The 17204-nt window shown below is 71.7% G+C and carries 14 protein-coding genes; 4 read left to right on the top strand and 10 right to left on the bottom strand.

Translation table 11 applies throughout. The annotated features are described in order from the left end of the window. Positions 1–7: 7 nt before the first annotated feature. The 4 genes from ACZ6A9_RS22680 to ACZ6A9_RS22665 all read right to left on the bottom strand — a co-directional run bounded on the left by ACZ6A9_RS22680 (position 8) and on the right by ACZ6A9_RS22665 (position 5452). Positions 8–739, bottom strand: coding sequence for a helical backbone metal receptor (locus ACZ6A9_RS22680; RefSeq protein WP_468988066.1), 732 nt, complete (start codon positions 737–739; stop codon positions 8–10). Then, positions 736–1305, bottom strand: a complete 570-nt coding sequence (locus ACZ6A9_RS22675) for a helix-turn-helix domain-containing protein (RefSeq protein ID WP_468988064.1) — start codon at positions 1303–1305, stop codon at positions 736–738. Before ACZ6A9_RS22675 ends, ACZ6A9_RS22680 begins: the two co-directional genes overlap by 4 nt. 444 nt (positions 1306–1749) lie before the next feature. After that, positions 1750–4368, bottom strand: coding sequence for an ABC transporter permease/substrate binding protein (locus tag ACZ6A9_RS22670; RefSeq protein WP_468988062.1), 2619 nt, complete (start codon positions 4366–4368; stop codon positions 1750–1752). Next, on the bottom strand, positions 4361–5452 hold the full coding sequence (locus tag ACZ6A9_RS22665; protein ID WP_468988060.1) for a quaternary amine ABC transporter ATP-binding protein: 1092 nt from the start codon (positions 5450–5452) through the stop codon (positions 4361–4363). Before ACZ6A9_RS22665 ends, ACZ6A9_RS22670 begins: the two co-directional genes overlap by 8 nt. Before the next feature lie 255 nt (positions 5453–5707). On the opposite strand from ACZ6A9_RS22665, the gene ACZ6A9_RS22660 reads away from it, so the two are divergent. The 4 genes from ACZ6A9_RS22660 (at position 5708) to ACZ6A9_RS22645 (ending at position 9339) form a co-directional block, all read left to right on the top strand. Continuing rightward, positions 5708–6613, top strand: a complete 906-nt coding sequence (locus ACZ6A9_RS22660) for a 5'-3' exonuclease (RefSeq protein WP_468988655.1) — start codon at positions 5708–5710, stop codon at positions 6611–6613. A gap of 83 nt (positions 6614–6696) precedes the next feature. Then, complete coding sequence (locus tag ACZ6A9_RS22655) at positions 6697–7542, top strand: siderophore-interacting protein (RefSeq protein ID WP_468988056.1); 846 nt, start codon at positions 6697–6699, stop codon at positions 7540–7542. Between the two features lie 91 nt (positions 7543–7633). After that, positions 7634–7912: a hypothetical protein gene (locus tag ACZ6A9_RS22650; RefSeq protein WP_468988053.1), complete on the top strand. Its 279-nt coding sequence runs from the start codon at positions 7634–7636 to the stop codon at positions 7910–7912. Between the two features lie 476 nt (positions 7913–8388). After that, the gene (locus tag ACZ6A9_RS22645) at positions 8389–9339 is read left to right on the top strand and encodes an RluA family pseudouridine synthase (RefSeq protein WP_468988051.1); all 951 of its coding nucleotides are present in this window, start codon (positions 8389–8391) and stop codon (positions 9337–9339) included. Here ACZ6A9_RS22645 and ACZ6A9_RS22640 read toward each other — a convergent pair. From ACZ6A9_RS22640 to ACZ6A9_RS22615, 6 genes are all read right to left on the bottom strand, one after another. Then, positions 9333–10841, bottom strand: coding sequence for a cytochrome P450 (locus ACZ6A9_RS22640; protein ID WP_468988049.1), 1509 nt, complete (start codon positions 10839–10841; stop codon positions 9333–9335). The two genes, ACZ6A9_RS22645 and ACZ6A9_RS22640, sit on opposite strands and share 7 nt — an antisense overlap. Before the next feature lie 58 nt (positions 10842–10899). After that, a complete protein-coding gene (locus ACZ6A9_RS22635; RefSeq protein WP_468988046.1) occupies positions 10900–11520 on the bottom strand; it encodes a GTP-binding protein in 621 nt (206 codons plus the stop codon). Next, a complete protein-coding gene (locus ACZ6A9_RS22630; protein ID WP_468988045.1) occupies positions 11501–11911 on the bottom strand; it encodes a DUF742 domain-containing protein in 411 nt (136 codons plus the stop codon). The genes ACZ6A9_RS22635 and ACZ6A9_RS22630 overlap by 20 nt, the downstream gene beginning before the upstream one ends. After that, complete coding sequence (locus ACZ6A9_RS22625; RefSeq protein WP_468988044.1) at positions 11908–12315, bottom strand: roadblock/LC7 domain-containing protein; 408 nt, start codon at positions 12313–12315, stop codon at positions 11908–11910. The genes ACZ6A9_RS22630 and ACZ6A9_RS22625 overlap by 4 nt, the downstream gene beginning before the upstream one ends. Next, positions 12312–13865, bottom strand: a complete 1554-nt coding sequence (locus ACZ6A9_RS22620; RefSeq protein ID WP_468988042.1) for a sensor histidine kinase — start codon at positions 13863–13865, stop codon at positions 12312–12314. Before ACZ6A9_RS22620 ends, ACZ6A9_RS22625 begins: the two co-directional genes overlap by 4 nt. A 459-nt stretch (positions 13866–14324) precedes the next feature. Then, positions 14325–17183 carry a DEAD/DEAH box helicase gene (locus tag ACZ6A9_RS22615; protein WP_468988041.1) on the bottom strand — a complete coding sequence of 953 codons (2859 nt, stop codon included), beginning with the start codon at positions 17181–17183 and terminating at the stop codon, positions 14325–14327. Positions 17184–17204 lie beyond the last annotated feature (21 nt).

Below are 17204 nucleotides of genomic sequence, written 5' to 3'. Positions count from 1 at the left end.
GACCAGCTTATGGGCTGTGCGCCGCTTTCAGGGCCTTGGCCAGTGCGGTCGGCGCCTCGGCCAGCGACGGTCCGTACCAGGTGAGGTGCCGGCCGCCGACCAGCGCGCAGCGCAGTTGGGGGAAGGCCTCGGGGCCGTCGTCGGCGGTGAAGCGGTACGGCTCGTCCGGGAGCACGACGAGGTCCGGCCGTACGGCGCGCAGTTCGTCGAGCGGGATGCGCGGGTAGCGCTCGGGGTGGGTGGCGTGGACGTGGCGGACGCCCAGCCGGGCGAGCAGGTCACCGGCGAAGGTGTCCCGGCCCAGCACCATCCAGGGGCGCCGCCAGATCGGCACGACCGCCGTCAGGTGCGTGCGGGGCGGGGGCAGGGCGTCCCAGGCGGTCTCGGCCTCGTCGAGCCACCGGGGGCGTGCCGTGACCCCGCACGCGGTGAGCACCCGGTCCAGCTCGCCGAAGGCCCCCGGCAGCGTCCGCACCTCCGTCACCAGCACGTCGAGGCCGGCCGCCCGCAGGGCCGCCAGGTCGGGCTCGCGGTTCTCCTCCTCGTTGGCGATCACCAGGTCGGGGGCGAGGGCGGCGATCCGGTCCACCTGCGGGTTCTTCGTGCCGCCGACGCGTACGACGTCCAGTCCGGCCGGGTGTGTGCACCAGTCGGTGGCGCCGACCAGGCAGCCGGGGGCGGAGTGCGCCACCGCCTCCGTGAGCGAGGGGACCAGGGAGACGACCCGGGGACGGCTCACCGCTGCGGCTTGTCCCGCAGCGCCTCGATGTCCTCGGCGACCGCGACGACCAGCAGCCGGGTCTCCGGGACCGTGGCCCGCCAGCGGTGCCGGACGCCTCCGGTCAGGTACAGGGTGTCGCCCCGGCCGAGGCGGTAGGCGCGGCCCTCCGCCTCGATCTCGACGGCGCCGTCGGCCACGTACATCAACTGGTCGTTGCGGTACTGCAGTTCACGGCCCGCGTCGTGGTCGCCGGTGAACTCCGAGGCGTGCATCTGATGGTGACCGCGCACCAGGGAACGCACCCGGGGCTCCACCCACGGGGCGGCGCCCTCGGCGCGGACGACGTCCACGCTGCAGGCCGGGTCGGCGGCGGCGAGGAGTTCCACCGCGGTGGTGCGCAGGGCGTCGGCGACCTTCTCCAGGGAGCTCTGGCTGGGACGGGCCCGCTCGTTCTCGATCTGGCTCAGGAACGGGACCGACAGGCCGCTGCGCTCGGCCACGACGGCGAGGGTGAGCTCAAGGGTGCGGCGGCGGCGCCGTACGGCCGCGCCCACCCGCAGAGGCTGTTCTTTGTGGTCGCCCATCGCTCCGGCTCCCTCCTCGCCGATCGTCCCGCACCCCGTGCGCCACCGTCGCGGCGCACTCCTGCCGTTGAGTTGTCTGCACCCTACGCATGTTCGGCAAACCGTTTCAGGCGCCTGTCGCGTCGCCGTCCCGCGCGGCCGGTGCCGACCTCACAGTTCGCGCCAGCCACCCGGCGGCCCCCTCGGTCCCCCGCGTGGACGAAAAAGGCGGTGTTCCCGCCATTGTCACCCGGGCCCGGCGGAAGGTCACCAGGAGGGTCCGAAAGGTTCGGGGAGGACATCACTCTCCGCGGTTGGCCGGATTCCTACCGTGGGTGCGGCAGGGTCCGGACATGCCGGAGGGGCGGGCCCGGCCGCGCCGTCAGGTGCGGGTCCGGGCCCGCCCCTGACGGCGCGGCCGGGACGGCGGGCGGCCGCGGGAACGGTTTCCCGCGGCGCGGTCGCCTACTGCGGGGTCATCCGCCCCACGATGTCCGGGTGCTCCTCGAGCCAGGCTGCGACGGCTTCCTCCTCCTTGCCCTGGCCTCGGTCCTTGATCTCCTTCTCCAGGGTGCCGAGCTCGTCCTCGCTCATCGTGAAGCCCTTGATCCACTGCGTGAGCAGGGGGTACTGCTCGGGGAACTTCTTGCTCGCGATGGTGTGGATGGTGTTGCTCTCGCCCCAGGCGCGCTTCGGGTCCTCGAGCTTGGTCAGCTCGTACTCGCTGTACGACCAGTGCGGCGACCAGAGGGTGACCGCGACGGGCTCCTTCTTGGCGTAGGCCCGCTTGAGCTCGGCCAGCATCGCCGGCGAGGAGCCGTCGACGACCTCGTACTCCTTGTCCAGGCCGTAGGCCGGCAGGACCTTGTTCTTCAGGATGTCCATCTGGCCGGTGCCCGGTTCGATGCCGACGATCCGTCCGTCGAACAGGTCGGACTTCCCCTTGAGGTCCGCCAGGGACTTGACGTCCTTGACGTAGGAGGGGACGGAGATCTCCAGGGAGACCGGTTCGTACCACGTGCCGAGGTCGGTGAGCCTGTCCTTGTTCGGCTCGTAGAAGTTCTTCTGCGAGTGCGGGAGCCAGGCGTCGAAGTTGAGGTCGAGGTCCCCGGAGGCGAGGCCGGTGTAGACCGGGCCGACCTCCATCTGCTTCAGGTTCAGCTTGTAGCCGCGCCGTTCCAGGACGTTCTTCCACAGGTAGGTGATGGCGACGTCCTCCTCCCAGGGGAACCACGCCACGTCCAGGGTCCGCTTCGCCTCGGCGGGGGTGTCGCCGGAGCCGGAGCCGACCGGAGCCAGCTTGTCGACGACGCCGGGGTTCTCCTTGAGCCAGGCGCGGACCGCGTCCTGCTGCCGGCCCTTGCCGGCCTTGTTGATCTCGGCCTCCAGGCCGGTGAGTTCCTTCTCGGTCATCGAGAAGTCCTTCAGCCACTGGCCGACGACCGGGTTCTCACCGGCGAAGCCCTTGCGGGACACCAGGTGCACGGCGTCGCCCTCGCCCCAGGAGCCCTTGGGGTCCTTCAGCTTCTTCAGGTCGTAGTCGCTGTACGCCCAGTGCGGCGACCAGAGCGTGACGACGACCGGTTCCTTCTTGCTGTAGGCGCGCTTGAGCTCGGCCAGCATCGCCGGGGTGGAGCTGTCGACGACCTTGTACTCCTTGTCCAGGCCGTAGTCGCCCAGGACCTTGCTCTTCAGCAGGCCCATCATGCCGGCGCTGGACTCGATGCCGGTGATCTTCCCGCCGAAGGCGGAGGCCTTGCCCTTCAGGTCCTCCAGCGAGTCGATGTCCTCCATGTACGCCGGGACGGACAGCTCCAGCGTCGTCTCCTCGTACCAGGTGCCGAGGTCTTCGAGCTGCTTGCCGTACTTCTTCCAGTACTCCGCGTGCGTGGTGGGCAGCCAGGCATCGGTCTGGAAGTCGACGTCACCCTGGGCGAGCGCGGTGTAGAGCGGCCCGGCGTCGAGCTGCTTGGCCTCGACCTCGAAGCCGCGCTGCTCGAGGATCTCCTTCCACAGGAAGGTGGACGCGACGCCCTCGTCCCAGGGGATGTAGCCGATGCTGATCTTCTTGCCGTCGCCGACGTTCTTGTCGTCGGCGGTGGTCCCGGCGGAGCCGGCGCCGCCGCCGAACAGGCCCATGCCGCCGGCGACCAGGGCGAGGACGACGATGCCGATCACGGCGACCTGCGGACGGGGCCGGTAGGACCAGATCTTCAGTCCCTGCGCGGCCCGGGCCTTGGCCGCGGCGCGCCGGCCGAGCGGGGAGACGTGGGTGCCCAGGGCGCTGGTCATGCGGTCCAGGTAGATCGCCAGGATGACGATGGCGAGACCGGACTCGGCGCCCAGGCCGATGTTCAGCTGGCCGATGGCCTCGATGACGGCGCCGCCGAGGCCGCCGGTGCCGACCATGCCGGCGATGGCCGCCATGGACAGGCCGAGCATGATGACCTGGTTGACGCCCGCCATCACCGTGGGCAGTGCCAGCGGGAGCTGGACGCGCATCAGGGTGTTGCGGGGTGTGGTGCCGAACGCCTCGGCGGCCTCGACCAGTTCCTTGTCGACCTGGCGGATGCCCAGCTCGGTCATGCGCACGCCCGGGGCGAGTGCGAAGATCAGGGTGGCGACGATGCCCGGGGCGGGGCCGGTCCCGAAGAACAGGATCGCCGGGATGAGGTAGATCATCGCCGGCAGCGTCTGCATGAAGTCGAGGATCGGCCGGACGAAGGCGCTGACCCGGTCGGAGCGGGCGGCCCAGATGCCCACCGGCACCGAGATGACCAGGGCGATGACGGTGGCGACGACGACCAGGGCCAGCGTCACCATCGAGTCCTCCCACAGCTCCATGGAGTCGAGGAAGGCGAAGCCCACGAAGGTGAGGACACCGGCGAAGGTGCCGCGCAGCCAGAAGGCGATCAGCGCGAAGATGCCGCAGAGGATCAGCGGTTCGGGCGCCTGGAGGACGGCGTTGACCCCGTCGTAGGCGCCGGTGAAGACGGCCTTGAAGAAGTCGAACAGCCAGGTGACGTTGTCGAGCAGCCAGTCGACGGTGCTGTTGACCCAGTCGCCGAGCGGAATCCTAGGCACGGGCCATCACCTTCTCGCCGCCCTTGTCCCGCGGGGTGTCGCAGACGCCCGGGTCGGACTCCTCGTCGCCGAGGAATCCGACGAGGCGCTGCCGGGGCACGACGCCGACGAGCGCGTTGTCCCCGTCGAGCACCGCCACGGGGTGGGGGACGCGCGCGCTGATCGCGCACAGGTCGGTGAACGGTGTGTCGGGCGCGGCGGTCTCGCAGCCGCAGTCGGCCTCGTCCCCCCGCACCTCGCGCTCCATCACGGCCCCGGCGGTGAGCACGCGGGAGCGGTCGACGTCCTGGGTGAAGGAGGCGACGTAGTCGTTGGCGGGGCGGATCAGGATGTCCTGCGCGGTGCCGATCTGCACGATGCGGCCGTCACGCATCACCGCGATCCGGTCGCCCAGGCGCATGGCCTCGTTGAGGTCGTGGGTGATGAAGACGATCGTCTTCTTCAGCTTCTTCTGCAGTTCGATCAGCTGGTCCTGCATGTCGCGGCGGATCAGCGGGTCGAGGGCGCTGAAGGACTCGTCCATCAGCAGCAGGTCGGCGTCGGTGGCGAGGGCGCGGGCCAGGCCCACGCGCTGCTGCATGCCGCCGGACAGCTCGTCGGGCCACGACTTCTCCCAGCCGGCCAGGCCACACAGGGCGAGCGCCTCGTCGGCGCGGCGTTCGCGCTCGGCGCGGGGCACGCCCTGCACTTCAAGACCGTAGGCAGCGTTGTCGCGGACACTGCGGTGCGGGAACAGCGCGAAGTGCTGGAAGACCATGCTGATCTTCCTGGAGCGGACCTGGCGCAGTTCCCGGTCCGGCAGCGCGGTCAGGTCCTGACCGTCGAAGCGCACGTGCCCGGCGGTCGGCTCCAGCAGACCGTTCAGCATCCGCAGCAGGGTGGACTTGCCCGAGCCGGACAGGCCCATGACGACGAAGATCTCGCCCGGCTCCACCGTGAACGAGGCGTCGATGACGGCCGCGGTGACGCCGTCGGCGCGCAACTCCTCCCGGTCGGCCTTCTTCTGGCGCAGTCGTTCGACCGCCTGGTCCGGTCGTCTGCCGAACACCTTGAACAGATGCTCGGCCTCAAGCCTGGATGACACGCGTACCTCTTGTCTCGACGGCAAAGGACAGGAGCGATGTCCGGCGGGCGGCTCATGCGGCCCACAACAGTTGAATCTGTCACCGACATCGCTCCGGGCCCGCGCCTCCCCGCTTTGGTCCGGGACAAACGCTTCCGTGCGCCGCCTCACACATGGAGCGCAGGACGCAACCCGTTGCGCACTACGCGGCAGGACGTCTTCTGCCGGGCAGTGTCGGTGCCGTGCGGCATGATGCGGGACGTGACCGGACGACTGATGCTTCTCGACACCGCTTCCCTGTACTTCCGCGCCTTCTTCGGCGTCCCGGAGTCCGTCCGGGCTCCGGACGGCTCGCCGGTGAACGCCGTGCGCGGGCTGCTCGACTTCATCGACCGCCTGGTGAGGGACCACCATCCCGACCACCTGGTGGCCTGCATGGACGCCGACTGGCGTCCGCAGTGGCGGGTGGAGCTGATCCCCTCCTACAAGGCGCACCGGGTCGCCGAGGAGCGCGCACAGGGCCCGGACGAGGAAGAGGTGCCCGACACGCTGTCGCCGCAGGTGCCGGTCATCGAGGCGGTGCTCGACGCGGTCGGCATCGCGCGGGTGGGCGTCGCGGGGTACGAGGCGGACGACGTGATCGGCACGTTCACCGCCCGGGCCGCCGGGCCGGTCGACATCGTCACCGGCGACCGTGATCTGTACCAGCTGGTGGACGACGCGCGCGGGGTGCGGGTGCTGTATCCGCTGAAGGGCGTGGGCACCCTCCAGGTCACCGACGAGGCGACGCTGCGCGAGAAGTATGGGGTGGACGGCAAGGGGTACGCGGACCTGGCGCTGCTGCGCGGTGATCCGAGCGACGGACTGCCGGGCGTGCCGGGCGTCGGGGAGAAGACGGCGGCCAAACTGCTGGCCCATTTCGGCGACCTGGCCGGGATCCTGGCGGCCGTGGACGACCCGCGGGCCAAGCTCACACCGACGCAGCGGGGGCGCCTGGACGCGGCGCGGCCGTATCTCGCGGTCGCTCCCAAGGTCGTCCGGGTCGCGGACGACGTCCCGCTGCCGGACGTCGGCACGACGCTGCCGCGCACGCCGCGCGACCCGGCCGGAGTGGAGTCGCTGGCCGCCCGCTGGGGGCTGGGCGGCTCGCTGGAGCGGCTCCTGACGACGCTGTCGTCCTGAGGGCCGACGCCGCGGGACGGCCCATCGACCGGATCAAGGTGCTAACTTAGGTAACCCTAACCGTGAAAGCTGGGAGGCACCTCATGGCAGAGCGACCGGTACGCGCGGCGCGCACCCCGCACACCGCCGAGGTGATCCGCACCGAGCGGCTGACCCCGCACATGCAGCGCGTGGTGCTCGGCGGTGAGGGCCTCGCCGGCCTCGTGGCGGACACCTGCACCGATCACTACGTCAAGCTGCTCTTCCCGCCCGCGGGGGTGACCTACCCGGAGCCCTTCGACCTCGAGCGCATCCGCGAGGAGTTCCCGCGCGACCAGTGGCCGGTGACCCGCACCTACACCGTGCGCCAGTGGGACGCCGAGCACCGGGAGATCACCCTGGACTTCGTCGTCCACGGGGACACGGGACTGGCCGGCCCCTGGGCGACGGCCGTCCGGCCGGGCGAGCTCGTACGGTTCCTCGGCCCGGGCGGAGCCTACGCCCCGGATCCGGCCGCCGACTGGCATCTCCTCGCCGGTGACGAGAGCGCGCTGCCCGCGATCGCCCGCTCCCTGGAGGCGCTGCCGCGCGGGGCCAGGGCCTACGCCTTCGTGGAGGTCTCCGGTCCGCAGGAGGAGCAGAAGATCGACTCCGAGGTGGAGGTGCGGTGGCTGCACCGCGGCGGCCGCCGGGTCGGCGAGGCTCTGGTGGAGGCGGTGCGCGGCCTCGACTTCCCCGAGGGCCGGGTGCACGCCTTCGTGCACGGTGAGGCGCACTTCGTGAAGGAGCTGCGCGGGCTGCTGCGGGTGGAGCGGGGGATCGCGCGCGAGGACCTCTCGATCTCCGGGTACTGGCGGCTCGGTCACAACGAGGACGGCTGGCAGGCCTCCAAGCGGGACTGGAACGCACGGATCGAGGCGGAGCAGGAAAGCGCCCGGGCCTCCGCCTGACCCTCCGGCCGGGTGAACCGCGCCGCGCCGCCCGGCTCCGGGCGGCGTGGCGACCGGGCGGGGGCGGGCCGCTGGCCCAGGATCCGGGCGCGTGGCACACACCTTCGACGAACTCGTGGCCAAGCAGCGCGCGGCGGACGAGGCACACGACCGGGTACGGCAACTGCGGGAGGCCTACGACCCGCGCACTCGCGCCCGGTGGAGCGCACACCAGCGCGCGACCTGGGAGACGGCCTGGCGGGCGTGGCGCGACCTCGCCCGCGACGTCCGCGTCGCGGTGACCGACTACGCCCGGGCCGAGGGCCGGCCGCTCCTCGAGATCGAGGCGGAACTGACCCGGGCGGTACACCCCGAGGAGCCGGGCGGCTGAGTGACGGTGGGCCCCGGGCACTGGCGGACCCGGGCCTTCATGCACCCCGCCTCGGGCCGGGGACCGTGTCCGGGCGTCGAACCGCCCCCGCGGGCCCCCGGCACGGCCGCCGCGGCCGGACCCGTCGAGGGTCCGGCGGCACGGGCGCTGCCCCCCGATCCTGCCCGGCGGAAGACCGGCGCTCGGGTAGCGGGCCGAGACCCGCTGGGCGCCGCTCCGACAGCCAGGCGCACCGAAACCCGCCGCCGGTGCAGACCGGGCCCACCGGCGCACGGGTCCGCACGCCCACGGGCCTCCCTGCCGAGGCACCGCTGCGCACGCCGGCCGTCCGCGCCGTATCCAGATCCTCCCCCCGGGCCCCAGTGGACCGTGCGCCGCTGCACGGGCACGGGCAGCAGCGGCGCCCCGGCCCGGTGACCGCGGCCGTGCCCGGGCCGCGGCCAAGTGGTCGCCGGGCGGCCGTAGGCTTGGCCGGTGTGAGACGCAGACGGTCGGTGCCGCCCTCTCCGCTGCCGCAGCGTGACGGGGTGGACCCCGTGCGGGTGCGGCTGCCCGCCGGGGAGGAGTGGGCCACCGTGAGGGAGCACCTGGTGCAGCGGCTGACGGCCGGTCCCGGCATGGTCGACGGGATGTTCGCCGCGGGGCTGATCGTCGGTGCGGACGGGCGTCCCGTACCGGCCGGGACGCCGTACGTGCCCGGGATGTTCCTCTGGTTCCACCGGGAGCTGCCCGACGAGGTGCCGGTGCCGTTCCCGCTGGAGGTCGTCCACCGGGACGAGCACATCGTCGTCGCCGACAAGCCCCACTTCCTGGCCACCACCCCGCGCGGCAGCCATGTCGCCCAGACCGCGCTCGCCCGGCTCCGCCGTGAGCTGGGCGTCCCGGAGCTGGGCGCCGCGCACCGCCTCGACCGGCTCACCGCGGGCCTGGTGCTGTTCACGGTGCGGCCCGCGGAACGCGGCGCCTACCAGACGCTCTTCCGCGACCGGCGGGTGCACAAGGAGTACGAGGCCGTCGCCCCGTACGACCCGGCACTGGAAGTGCCCCGGACCGTGCGCAGCAGGATCGTGAAGGAACGCGGGGTGCTCACCGCCGAGGAGGTCGCGGGCGAACCGAACGCGGTGACCCGCGTCGAACTCACCGCCCACCGCGCCGACGGTCTGGGCCGGTACCGGCTGGTGCCCCGCACCGGGCAGACCCACCAGCTGCGCGTCCACATGAACGCTCTCGGGGTGCCGATCCTCGGCGATCCGCTGTACCCCGTGGTGACCGGCCCGGTCCCGGCCGGTGACTTCCGGCGCCCGCTGCAACTCCTCGCACGGACACTGGAGTTCACTGACCCGATCACGGGCCTGGAGCACCGGTTCACCAGCGGCCGGAGCCTCGCCGCCTGGACCTCGCCGGAAGAGTGGGCGGCCGGTCAGTAGCCGCGCCACCAGCGCAGGACGCGCTGCCACGCGCTCCCCGGCGGGGCGGTTCCGGTCACCGGCGGGGGCGGCGGCACCGGTACGGGCGGCGCGACGCGCGGCGTGGCCGGCTCCGGCTCGGCGACCGTCACCGTCATCGGCCGGGCCCCGCCGATGTGCCAGTCCCGCTGCCGGGGCGCGTCGTTGTCATGACTGGGCCGTTGCGTCACGTCCTGCTGCGGCCGGGGCGTGAAGTGGACGGGCAGCGCCACGAGATGGCGTGACGCGATGGACTCGGTGAAGGACAGCTCCTCCTCGTCGACGCTGAGCTCCACATCGGGCAGCCGCATCAGCAGGGCGTCGACGCCGACTTCGGCGATGGTGCGGCCGATGTCCTGGCCGGGGCACTCGTGCGGGCCGCCGCCGAAGGCGAGGTGCGAGCGGTTGCCCTGCATGTCGGCGGTCGGGTCGGGGCGCACCCGTGGATCGACGTTGGCCGGCGCGGGCGCGAACAGCAGTCCGTCTCCCTTGCGGATGCGCCGACCGCCGAGCTCCGTCTCCTGCTTGGCGAAGTAGGCGAAGATGGTGCTGAACGGCGGCTCGTCCCACAGCAGTTGCTCCACCGCTTGGGGCACGGTCATCTGGCCGCCGTTGAGCTGCGAGCGGAAGCGCGGGTCGATCAGCACCTGGCGCAGCACGTTGGCCAGGAGGTTGGCGGTGGCCTCGCAGGCGGCGATCAGCACCACTCTGAGGTGCTGGCTGACCTCCTCGTCGGTCAGGCCGGCCGGGTGGGCGATGAGCCGGCCGGTGAAGTCGCCCAGTGGCTCGGCACGGCGCCGGGCGGTGAGGCGTTCCAGTGCCCCCATGATGTACGCGTTGCTGGCGATGGCGGTCTCGGTGCCCCTGAGCATGTCGCGGGCGGCCTCGACGATCCGGTCGTTGTACTCGTCGGGCATGCCGAGGACGTGACACATGACGGCCATCGGCAGGTGCTCGGCGTACTGGCTCACCAGGTCGGCCTCGCCCGCCTCGCAGAACCGGTTGACGACCCGCTGGACGCTGCGGTTGACGTGCCGGCGCAGGCCGCGGAAGTCGGTCGCCGCCACGGCGGTGTCGATGGCGCCGCGCAACCGCTTGTGCTCGTCGCCCTCGGCGTGCGCGCACATCGGCTGCCAGGCGATGTGCGGCATCAGCGGATGGTCGGGCTTGACCAGGCCCTCACGGAGCGGGGACCAGATGCGGCTGTCCTTGCAGTACTGCGCCGGGGTGCGCACCAGCTGCTGGCTCTCGGCGTGGCCGAGGACCACCCACATCGGCACGTCGTCGTGGAGGAGGGCGGGCGCCACCGGCCCGTGTTCGGCGCGCAGGTCCTCGTACAAACTCCGCAGGTCCTCCGACTCGTGCAGCCGGGCGAGCCCGCCGGGGCCCGGGCCGTGCGCGGGACAGCCGGGGGGAGGCTCGGGCCGGGAGCCGTCCGTGCCGGTCGGGGATGCTCCCGTCGGGGAGGGGGGTTCAGACGTCACAGTGGTCGCTCCGAAGAGGGAGAACAGGAGGCTGGGGTGGGGGAACGGGTCCCGGGGATCAGGTGCGCGAGCCCGTCATGGCGAGGGAGTGCAGGAACCGCATCAGGGTCATCAGGACGTCACGGCTGGAGGCGCGGCGCCGCACATCGCACTCCACGATGGGGATCCGCTCGGACAGGTCGAGGGCGGACCGCAGGTCTTCGATGGGATATCGCGGGCCGTCCGGGAAGGAGTTGACGGCGACGACGAACGGCACGCCGCGTTCCTCCAGGCGCCCCATGACGTCGAAACTGACTTCGAGGCGACGGGTGTCGACCAGGACCACCGCGCCGAGCGCCCCCTCGAACAGGCCGTTCCACAGGAACCAGAAGCGCTCCTGGCCCGGGGTGCCGAACAGGTACAGCACCAGCTGGTCCGTGATCTTGATGCGGCCGAAGTCCATGGCCACGGTGGTGGCCGTCTTGGACGCCGAGCCGAAGTCGTCGTCGACCCCGATGCCGGCCTGCGTCATGGTCTCCTCGGTGGTCAGCGGTTTGATCTCGCTGACCGAGCCGACCATGGTCGTCTTGCCGACCCCGAATCCGCCCACGATGACGATTTTCACCGCGGTCTCGGCCGTGTGCGGCAACTGGTCCTCGGCCCGGGGTCCGGGCAGGGTCTCAGAGCCTTTGAAGTCCATGCATCACCGCTTCGAGAAGGGCACGGTCGGGGAGCGCCTTGCGGACGATCGAGGAGCGTGCCTGGACCAGTTCCGCCGTCAGCAGCTCGGTGAGCAGCACGGTCACCACGCCGAACGGCAGGCTGAGGTAGGCCGACAGTTCGGCCACGGACAGGGGGGCGACGCAGAGCCGGAGCAACGCCGCCTGCTCGGGGGTGGCGGAGGGCGGGGGGTCCGGCGAGCGGGCGACGATCAGCGTCACCAGGTCGAGTTCCGCCCGCTCGCCGTCCGGACCGGCGACCACGTACAGCCGCTCGGGGTTGCCGCCCGGGCCCTCCTTCCCGGCCGGTGCGGCCGGCTGCGGAGGGGCGCCGTCCTGGGGGGTGCGCCGGTGGCGTTCAGGAGGCGTCATACGGTCTGCCCGTTGCGTCGCGGCGGGCTGGTCAGATGGGCGCCGATGCGGACCACGAGGTCGCGCATCATGCCGCCCATGCGGCCGGGTTCGCACGTCATGTCGGACAGCACCGCGAGATAGGCGTTGGCGCCTGCCGCCATGAGGTAGAAGTAGCCCTCGTCGATCTCGATGAGCACCATCTTCATCTCGCCGTCGCCGTAGGGGAGTTCCTGGGCGACGGCCCCGGCGAGGCTCTGTACTCCCGCACAGGCCGCGGCGACCCGGTCGGCGGCGTCGGGCTCGCCGCCGTAGCGGGCGATGCGCAGGCCGTCGGCGGAGAGCACCACGATCATCTCGACGCCCGGTACGCCGTCGGCGAGCTCCTTGAGCATCCAGTCGAAGTTGGCCCGTTGCTGGATCACTTGAGGTCCCCCTCGTCATCGGCCTCGGTGCGGGCCGGTTCGTTGATGAGATGCAGGTAGGCGGTCGGGTTGCGGGTGAAGTCGGTGGGGTGGACGCCCGGGTCGAGGTCCTTCTTCAGGCCCTCCCAGAAGGCGTCGACCCACAGCCCGGGTTCGCGGTCGTTCCGCTTCTTCCTGGGCTCGGGAGCGGCCCAGATGTCGTGGTACTCCTCGCCCCGCTCCTTGGCCTCCCGCTCGGCCCGTTCGGCGGCCGCCTGCTCGGCGTAACGCTGGGCGAGCGGGGTCTTGACCCGGCTGCGGCGCTGCGGCAGTCCGCCCGCGGTCCACTCGGTCACCTCGGGGACTTCGTCCTTTATCGGGACCGTGTCGGGGATGCGGGGGCTGGTGGGACGGCGCCTCTTGGGTGCGCGCTCCGGGCCGGGGAGGGCGTCGACCGGGCGGGGCACGGCGGTCGCCCCGATGCCGTGGGCGAGGCCCACACCGGGCTCGTCGGTGATCATCTCGCTCGGCACGACGAGGACGGCGCGCACCCCTCCGTAGGCGGAGGCACGCAGCGAGACCTGCATGTCGAAGGCGGTGCAGAGCCGGCCGACGACGGCGAGGCCGAGGCGTGGGTTGCTGCCGATCTCCTGGAGGTCGACACCCCGCTGGGCCTGCTCCAGGATCCCCTCGATCCGGGCCCTGGCCTGCTCGTCGAGGCTGACTCCGGCGTCCTCGATCTCGATGGCGACGCCGGTCTGCACCTCGGTGGCGGTGACGCTGACCTTGGAGGTCGGGGGCGAGTAGCGGGTGGCGTTGTCGAGGAGTTCGGCGGCGGCGTGGATGACCGGCTCGACGTGGATGCCCTTGATGTTGATCTTGGCGATCGACTTCAGGTCGATGCGGCGGTACTCGAGGATGCGGGACATGGCGCCGCGCAGCACGCTGTAGAGCGCGACGGGCTGGGGCCACTGTCGTCCGGGGCGGCCACCGCCGAGGACGGAGATGGAGTCGGCGAGGCGGCCGATCAGGGCGGTGCCGTGGTCGATGCGCAGCAGGTCGTCGAAGACGTCGGGGTTGCGGCCGTGGTCCTCCTCCATCTCGCGGAGTTCCTTGGCCTGCTGGTGCACGATCGCCTGGACGCGGCGGGCGATGCTGACGAAGGAGCGCTGGGAGGAGTCGCGCAGCTTCTCCTCGTCGTCGATGATCTGCAGCATCTTCCCGAGCAGCACGACCTGGTACTTCGGGAGGTCCTTCCACGCCGGGTCGAGCCAGGGCAGGTGGCGGATGACCTCGTCGGGCTCGTTGCCGCTGTGCAGGTGGTCGAGGGCCGCGGGGACGACCCGCTCGGCGAAGTACCGCGTCTCCGTGTCGTGGGCGGCGATCCGCGCCTCCAGGTACGCACGGTGACGGTCGTACTCGGCGCGGGCCTCCCGCAGCACGCGGCCGCGGCGCACCGCCTCCGCCGTGGCGGCGGTCACGAGCAGGGTCGCCAGGGCGCCGCACACCCCGACGGCGGTCCGGGCGGGCTCCGCCACCAGGGCGACGGCGGCTCCGGTCGCCGCGGCCATCACTATCGCCGGTAGCAACAACGCACGTGCGTAGGGAAGTTGAACACTCGCCATGTGAGCCCTCTGAGCGGATCGACTGGTGACGGGGGAACGTGCACATAGGGGAACAAGCGCACGAATCCACCTCAACTCGGTGCGCTGCGGGCGAGCTTAGTCCGGCCGGATCATCGCCATGTCATATTCGGCAAGTGCCGGAAACGGCCTCTGCGGCGGGAGTACGCTCAGGACATTTGCACGCTCGGCATCTTTTCGAACACGTTGCGTCACGGCGTACGGACATGCGAAGAACACTCACCGTCACGGGTGAGGAAGGCTCCGCGGCCATCCGGATCCTGCCCGTCGGCCGGGCCGATGATGCGCCCCGCGAGGGCGCGCGGAACGCACGAGCCCGGCGCGCACGGGGCGCACCGGGCTTCGGGGCGGTCGGGCGCCGGGCTCTCCGCACCGGCGTCGGTCGGGTCAGCCCACGGAGGAGTACGCGACGACGCCGCGCAGCAGTCCGTCGACCGCCTTGCGCGCGTTCTTCGCGACCGTCGAACCCTCGAAGGCCGGAGCCGCGGCCGAGATCTGGCCCAGCACGTCGATGACCTGCTTGCACCAGCGCACGAAGTCACCGGCCGGCATCTCCGCCTCGCGCAGCACCTCGTCCAGGCCCTTGCCCGAGGCCCACATGTAGGCGGCCCAGGCGAAACCGAGATCGGGCTCGCGCTGGCCCACGCCCTCGGTCTGGCTGATCCGGAAGTCCTCCTCCAGGGCGTCCAGCCGGCCCCAGATGCGGACCATCTCGCCGAGGGCGGCCTTGGCCCTGCCCGAGGGCAGCTTGGGCGCCATCGCGTCGTCGGCCACCCGGGCCTCGAACACCAACGCCGACACGCACGCGGCGAGTTCGGCGGGGGCGAGACCCTCCCAGACGCCCTCGCGCAGGCACTCACTGGCCAGCAGGTCGAGTTCGCCGTACAGCCGGGCCAGCCGCCTGCCGTGCTCGGTGACCTCGTCGCCGCGCAGATAGTCCATCTCGGTCAGCAAGGCCACGATCCGGTCGAAGGTACGGGCGATGGTGTTCGTCCGGCCCTCGATACGGCGCTCCAGCTGCGAGGTGTCGCGCAGCAGCCGGTGGTACCGCTCGGCCCAGCGGGCGTGGTCCTCACGGTCCTGGCAGCCGTGGCACGGATGCGCCCGCAGCTCCTTGCGCAGCCTCGCGATCTCCCGGTCGTCGGCCGCCTGGGACCGCTTCTTGCGGTGCCGCTCCGGAGCGATGTGCCCGGCCTTGGTGCGCAGCGCCGAGGCGAGCTCCCGACGGGACTGCGGCGAACGCGCGTTGAAGGACTTCGGGATCCGCATCCGCTCCAGCGCCTCGACCGGCACCGGGAAGTCGATCGACGCCAGCCGCTTGACCTGCCGCTCGGCGGTCAGCACCAGCGGGCGCGGGCCGTCGTGGTACTCCACGCCGCGGTGCCCGCCCGAACGCCCCGCGGGCAGCCCCGGATCGAGCACGAGCGCCAGCCCCGCGTACTTGCCGGTGGGTACGTGGATGATGTCACCCGGCTTGAGCTTCTCCAGCGCCACGGCGGCCTCCGCGCGGCGCTGCGAGGCGCCCTGCCGGGCCAGTTCGGTCTCCCGGTCCTTCAGCTCGCGGCGCAGTCGCGCGTACTCCTCGAAGTCGCCGAGGTGGCAGGTCATGGAGGCCTTGTAGCCCTCGAGGCCCTCCTCGTTGCGCTGCACCTGGCGCGAGATGCCGACGACCGACTTGTCCGCCTGGAACTGCGCGAAGGACGTCTCGAGCAGTTCGCGCGAGCGGTGCCGGCCGAACTGCTCGACCAGGTTGACCGCCATGTTGTACGACGGCTTGAAGCTGGAGCGCAGCGGATACGTGCGCGTACCGGCCAGTCCCGCGAGGTGCTCGGGGTTCATGCCGCGCTGCCACAGCACCACCGCGTGGCCCTCGACGTCGATGCCGCGCCGGCCGGCCCGGCCGGTCAGCTGGGTGTACTCGCCGGGGGTGATGTCGGCGTGCTGCTCGCCGTTCCACTTGACGAGCTTCTCCAGCACCACCGAGCGGGCGGGCATGTTGATGCCGAGGGCGAGGGTCTCGGTGGCGAACACCGCCTTCACCAGGCCGCGGACGAACAGCTCCTCCACGACCTCCTTGAACGTCGGCAGCATGCCCGCGTGGTGGGCCGCGATGCCCCGCTCCAGGCCCTCCAGCCACTCGTAGTAGCCCAGGACGTGCAGGTCCTCGGCCGGGATGGAGGCGGTGCGCTCCTCGACCAGGGCGCGTACCTCCGCCCGCGCCTCCTCGTCGTTGAGCCGCAGCCCGGCGTACAGGCACTGCTGGACGGCGGCCTCGCAGGCGGCGCGGCTGAAGATGAAGGTGATGGCGGGCAGCAGGCCCTGGGAGTCGAGCCGCTCGATGACTTCGGGCCGGCTCGGTGTCCACACGCGCGAGCGCTGCCTGCGCTCCCGCTCCCGGTCGGCCTCGCGCGTATTGCCCCGCCCGCGCCGGCGGTCCCCCCAGGACGGGCGGCTCGCCTCCAGGCGCGCCATGCGCGTGAGGTCGGGGTTGACGGCCCTCTTGTGGCCCTCGCCGTCCTCGAACAGGTCGTAGATCCGGCGTCCGGCGAGGACGTGCTGGAACAGGGGCACGGGCCGGTGCTCGGAGACGATCACCTGGGTGTCACCGCGGACGGTGTCCAGCCAGTCACCGAACTCCTCCGCGTTCGACACCGTCGCCGACAGGGAGACCAGGGTCACCGACTCGGGGAGGTGGATGATCACTTCCTCCCAGACGGCGCCGCGGAACCGGTCGGAGAGGTAGTGCACCTCGTCCATCACCACGTAGCCGAGGCCGAGGAGGGTCTGCGACCCGGCGTACAGCATGTTCCGCAGCACCTCGGTGGTCATCACGACCACGGGGGCTTCGGAGTTGACGCTGTTGTCGCCGGTGAGCAGCCCCACCCTGTCCGTGCCGTAGCGGCGGCACAGGTCGGCGTACTTCTGGTTCGACAGCGCCTTGATGGGTGTCGTGTAGAAGCACTTCTTGCCCTGCTGGAGGGCGAGGTGGACGGCGAACTCGCCCACGATCGTCTTGCCGGAGCCGGTGGGCGCGGCGACCAGCACGCCCTTGCCCGTCTCGAGCGCCTGGCAGGCCTCGATCTGGAAGGGGTCGAGGCCGAAGTCGTACATCTCGCGGAAGGACGCGAGCGCCGTGGCCTGCTCGGCAGCGCGCCTGCGTGCTGCCGCGTACCGCTCGGCCGGTGAGAGATCCTCTGTCATCGTGCTTTCGAGCGTACCGGGCCGCACCGACAACAGGACGATCATTATCGGGACCCGTCCCCGCGG

The organism is Streptomyces sp. NPDC041124 (genome assembly GCF_055592385.1).
The sequence above is the reverse complement of the archived record's forward strand: the minus strand, read 5'-3'. Positions and strand labels throughout refer to the sequence as shown.

Coding starts and splice junctions, on each gene's coding strand:
- ACZ6A9_RS22635 (WP_468988046.1), bottom strand. CDS start 11,520: ATGGACTTCAAAGGCTCTGAGACCCTGCCCGGACCCCGGGCCGAGGAC.
- ACZ6A9_RS22615 (WP_468988041.1), bottom strand. CDS start 17,183: ATGATCGTCCTGTTGTCGGTGCGGCCCGGTACGCTCGAAAGCACGATG.
- ACZ6A9_RS22620 (WP_468988042.1), bottom strand. CDS start 13,865: ATGGCCGCGGCGACCGGAGCCGCCGTCGCCCTGGTGGCGGAGCCCGCC.
- ACZ6A9_RS22630 (WP_468988045.1), bottom strand. CDS start 11,911: ATGACGCCTCCTGAACGCCACCGGCGCACCCCCCAGGACGGCGCCCCT.
- ACZ6A9_RS22655 (WP_468988056.1), top strand. CDS start 6,697: ATGGCAGAGCGACCGGTACGCGCGGCGCGCACCCCGCACACCGCCGAG.
- ACZ6A9_RS22660 (WP_468988655.1), top strand. CDS start 5,708: ATGCTTCTCGACACCGCTTCCCTGTACTTCCGCGCCTTCTTCGGCGTC.
- ACZ6A9_RS22675 (WP_468988064.1), bottom strand. CDS start 1,305: ATGGGCGACCACAAAGAACAGCCTCTGCGGGTGGGCGCGGCCGTACGG.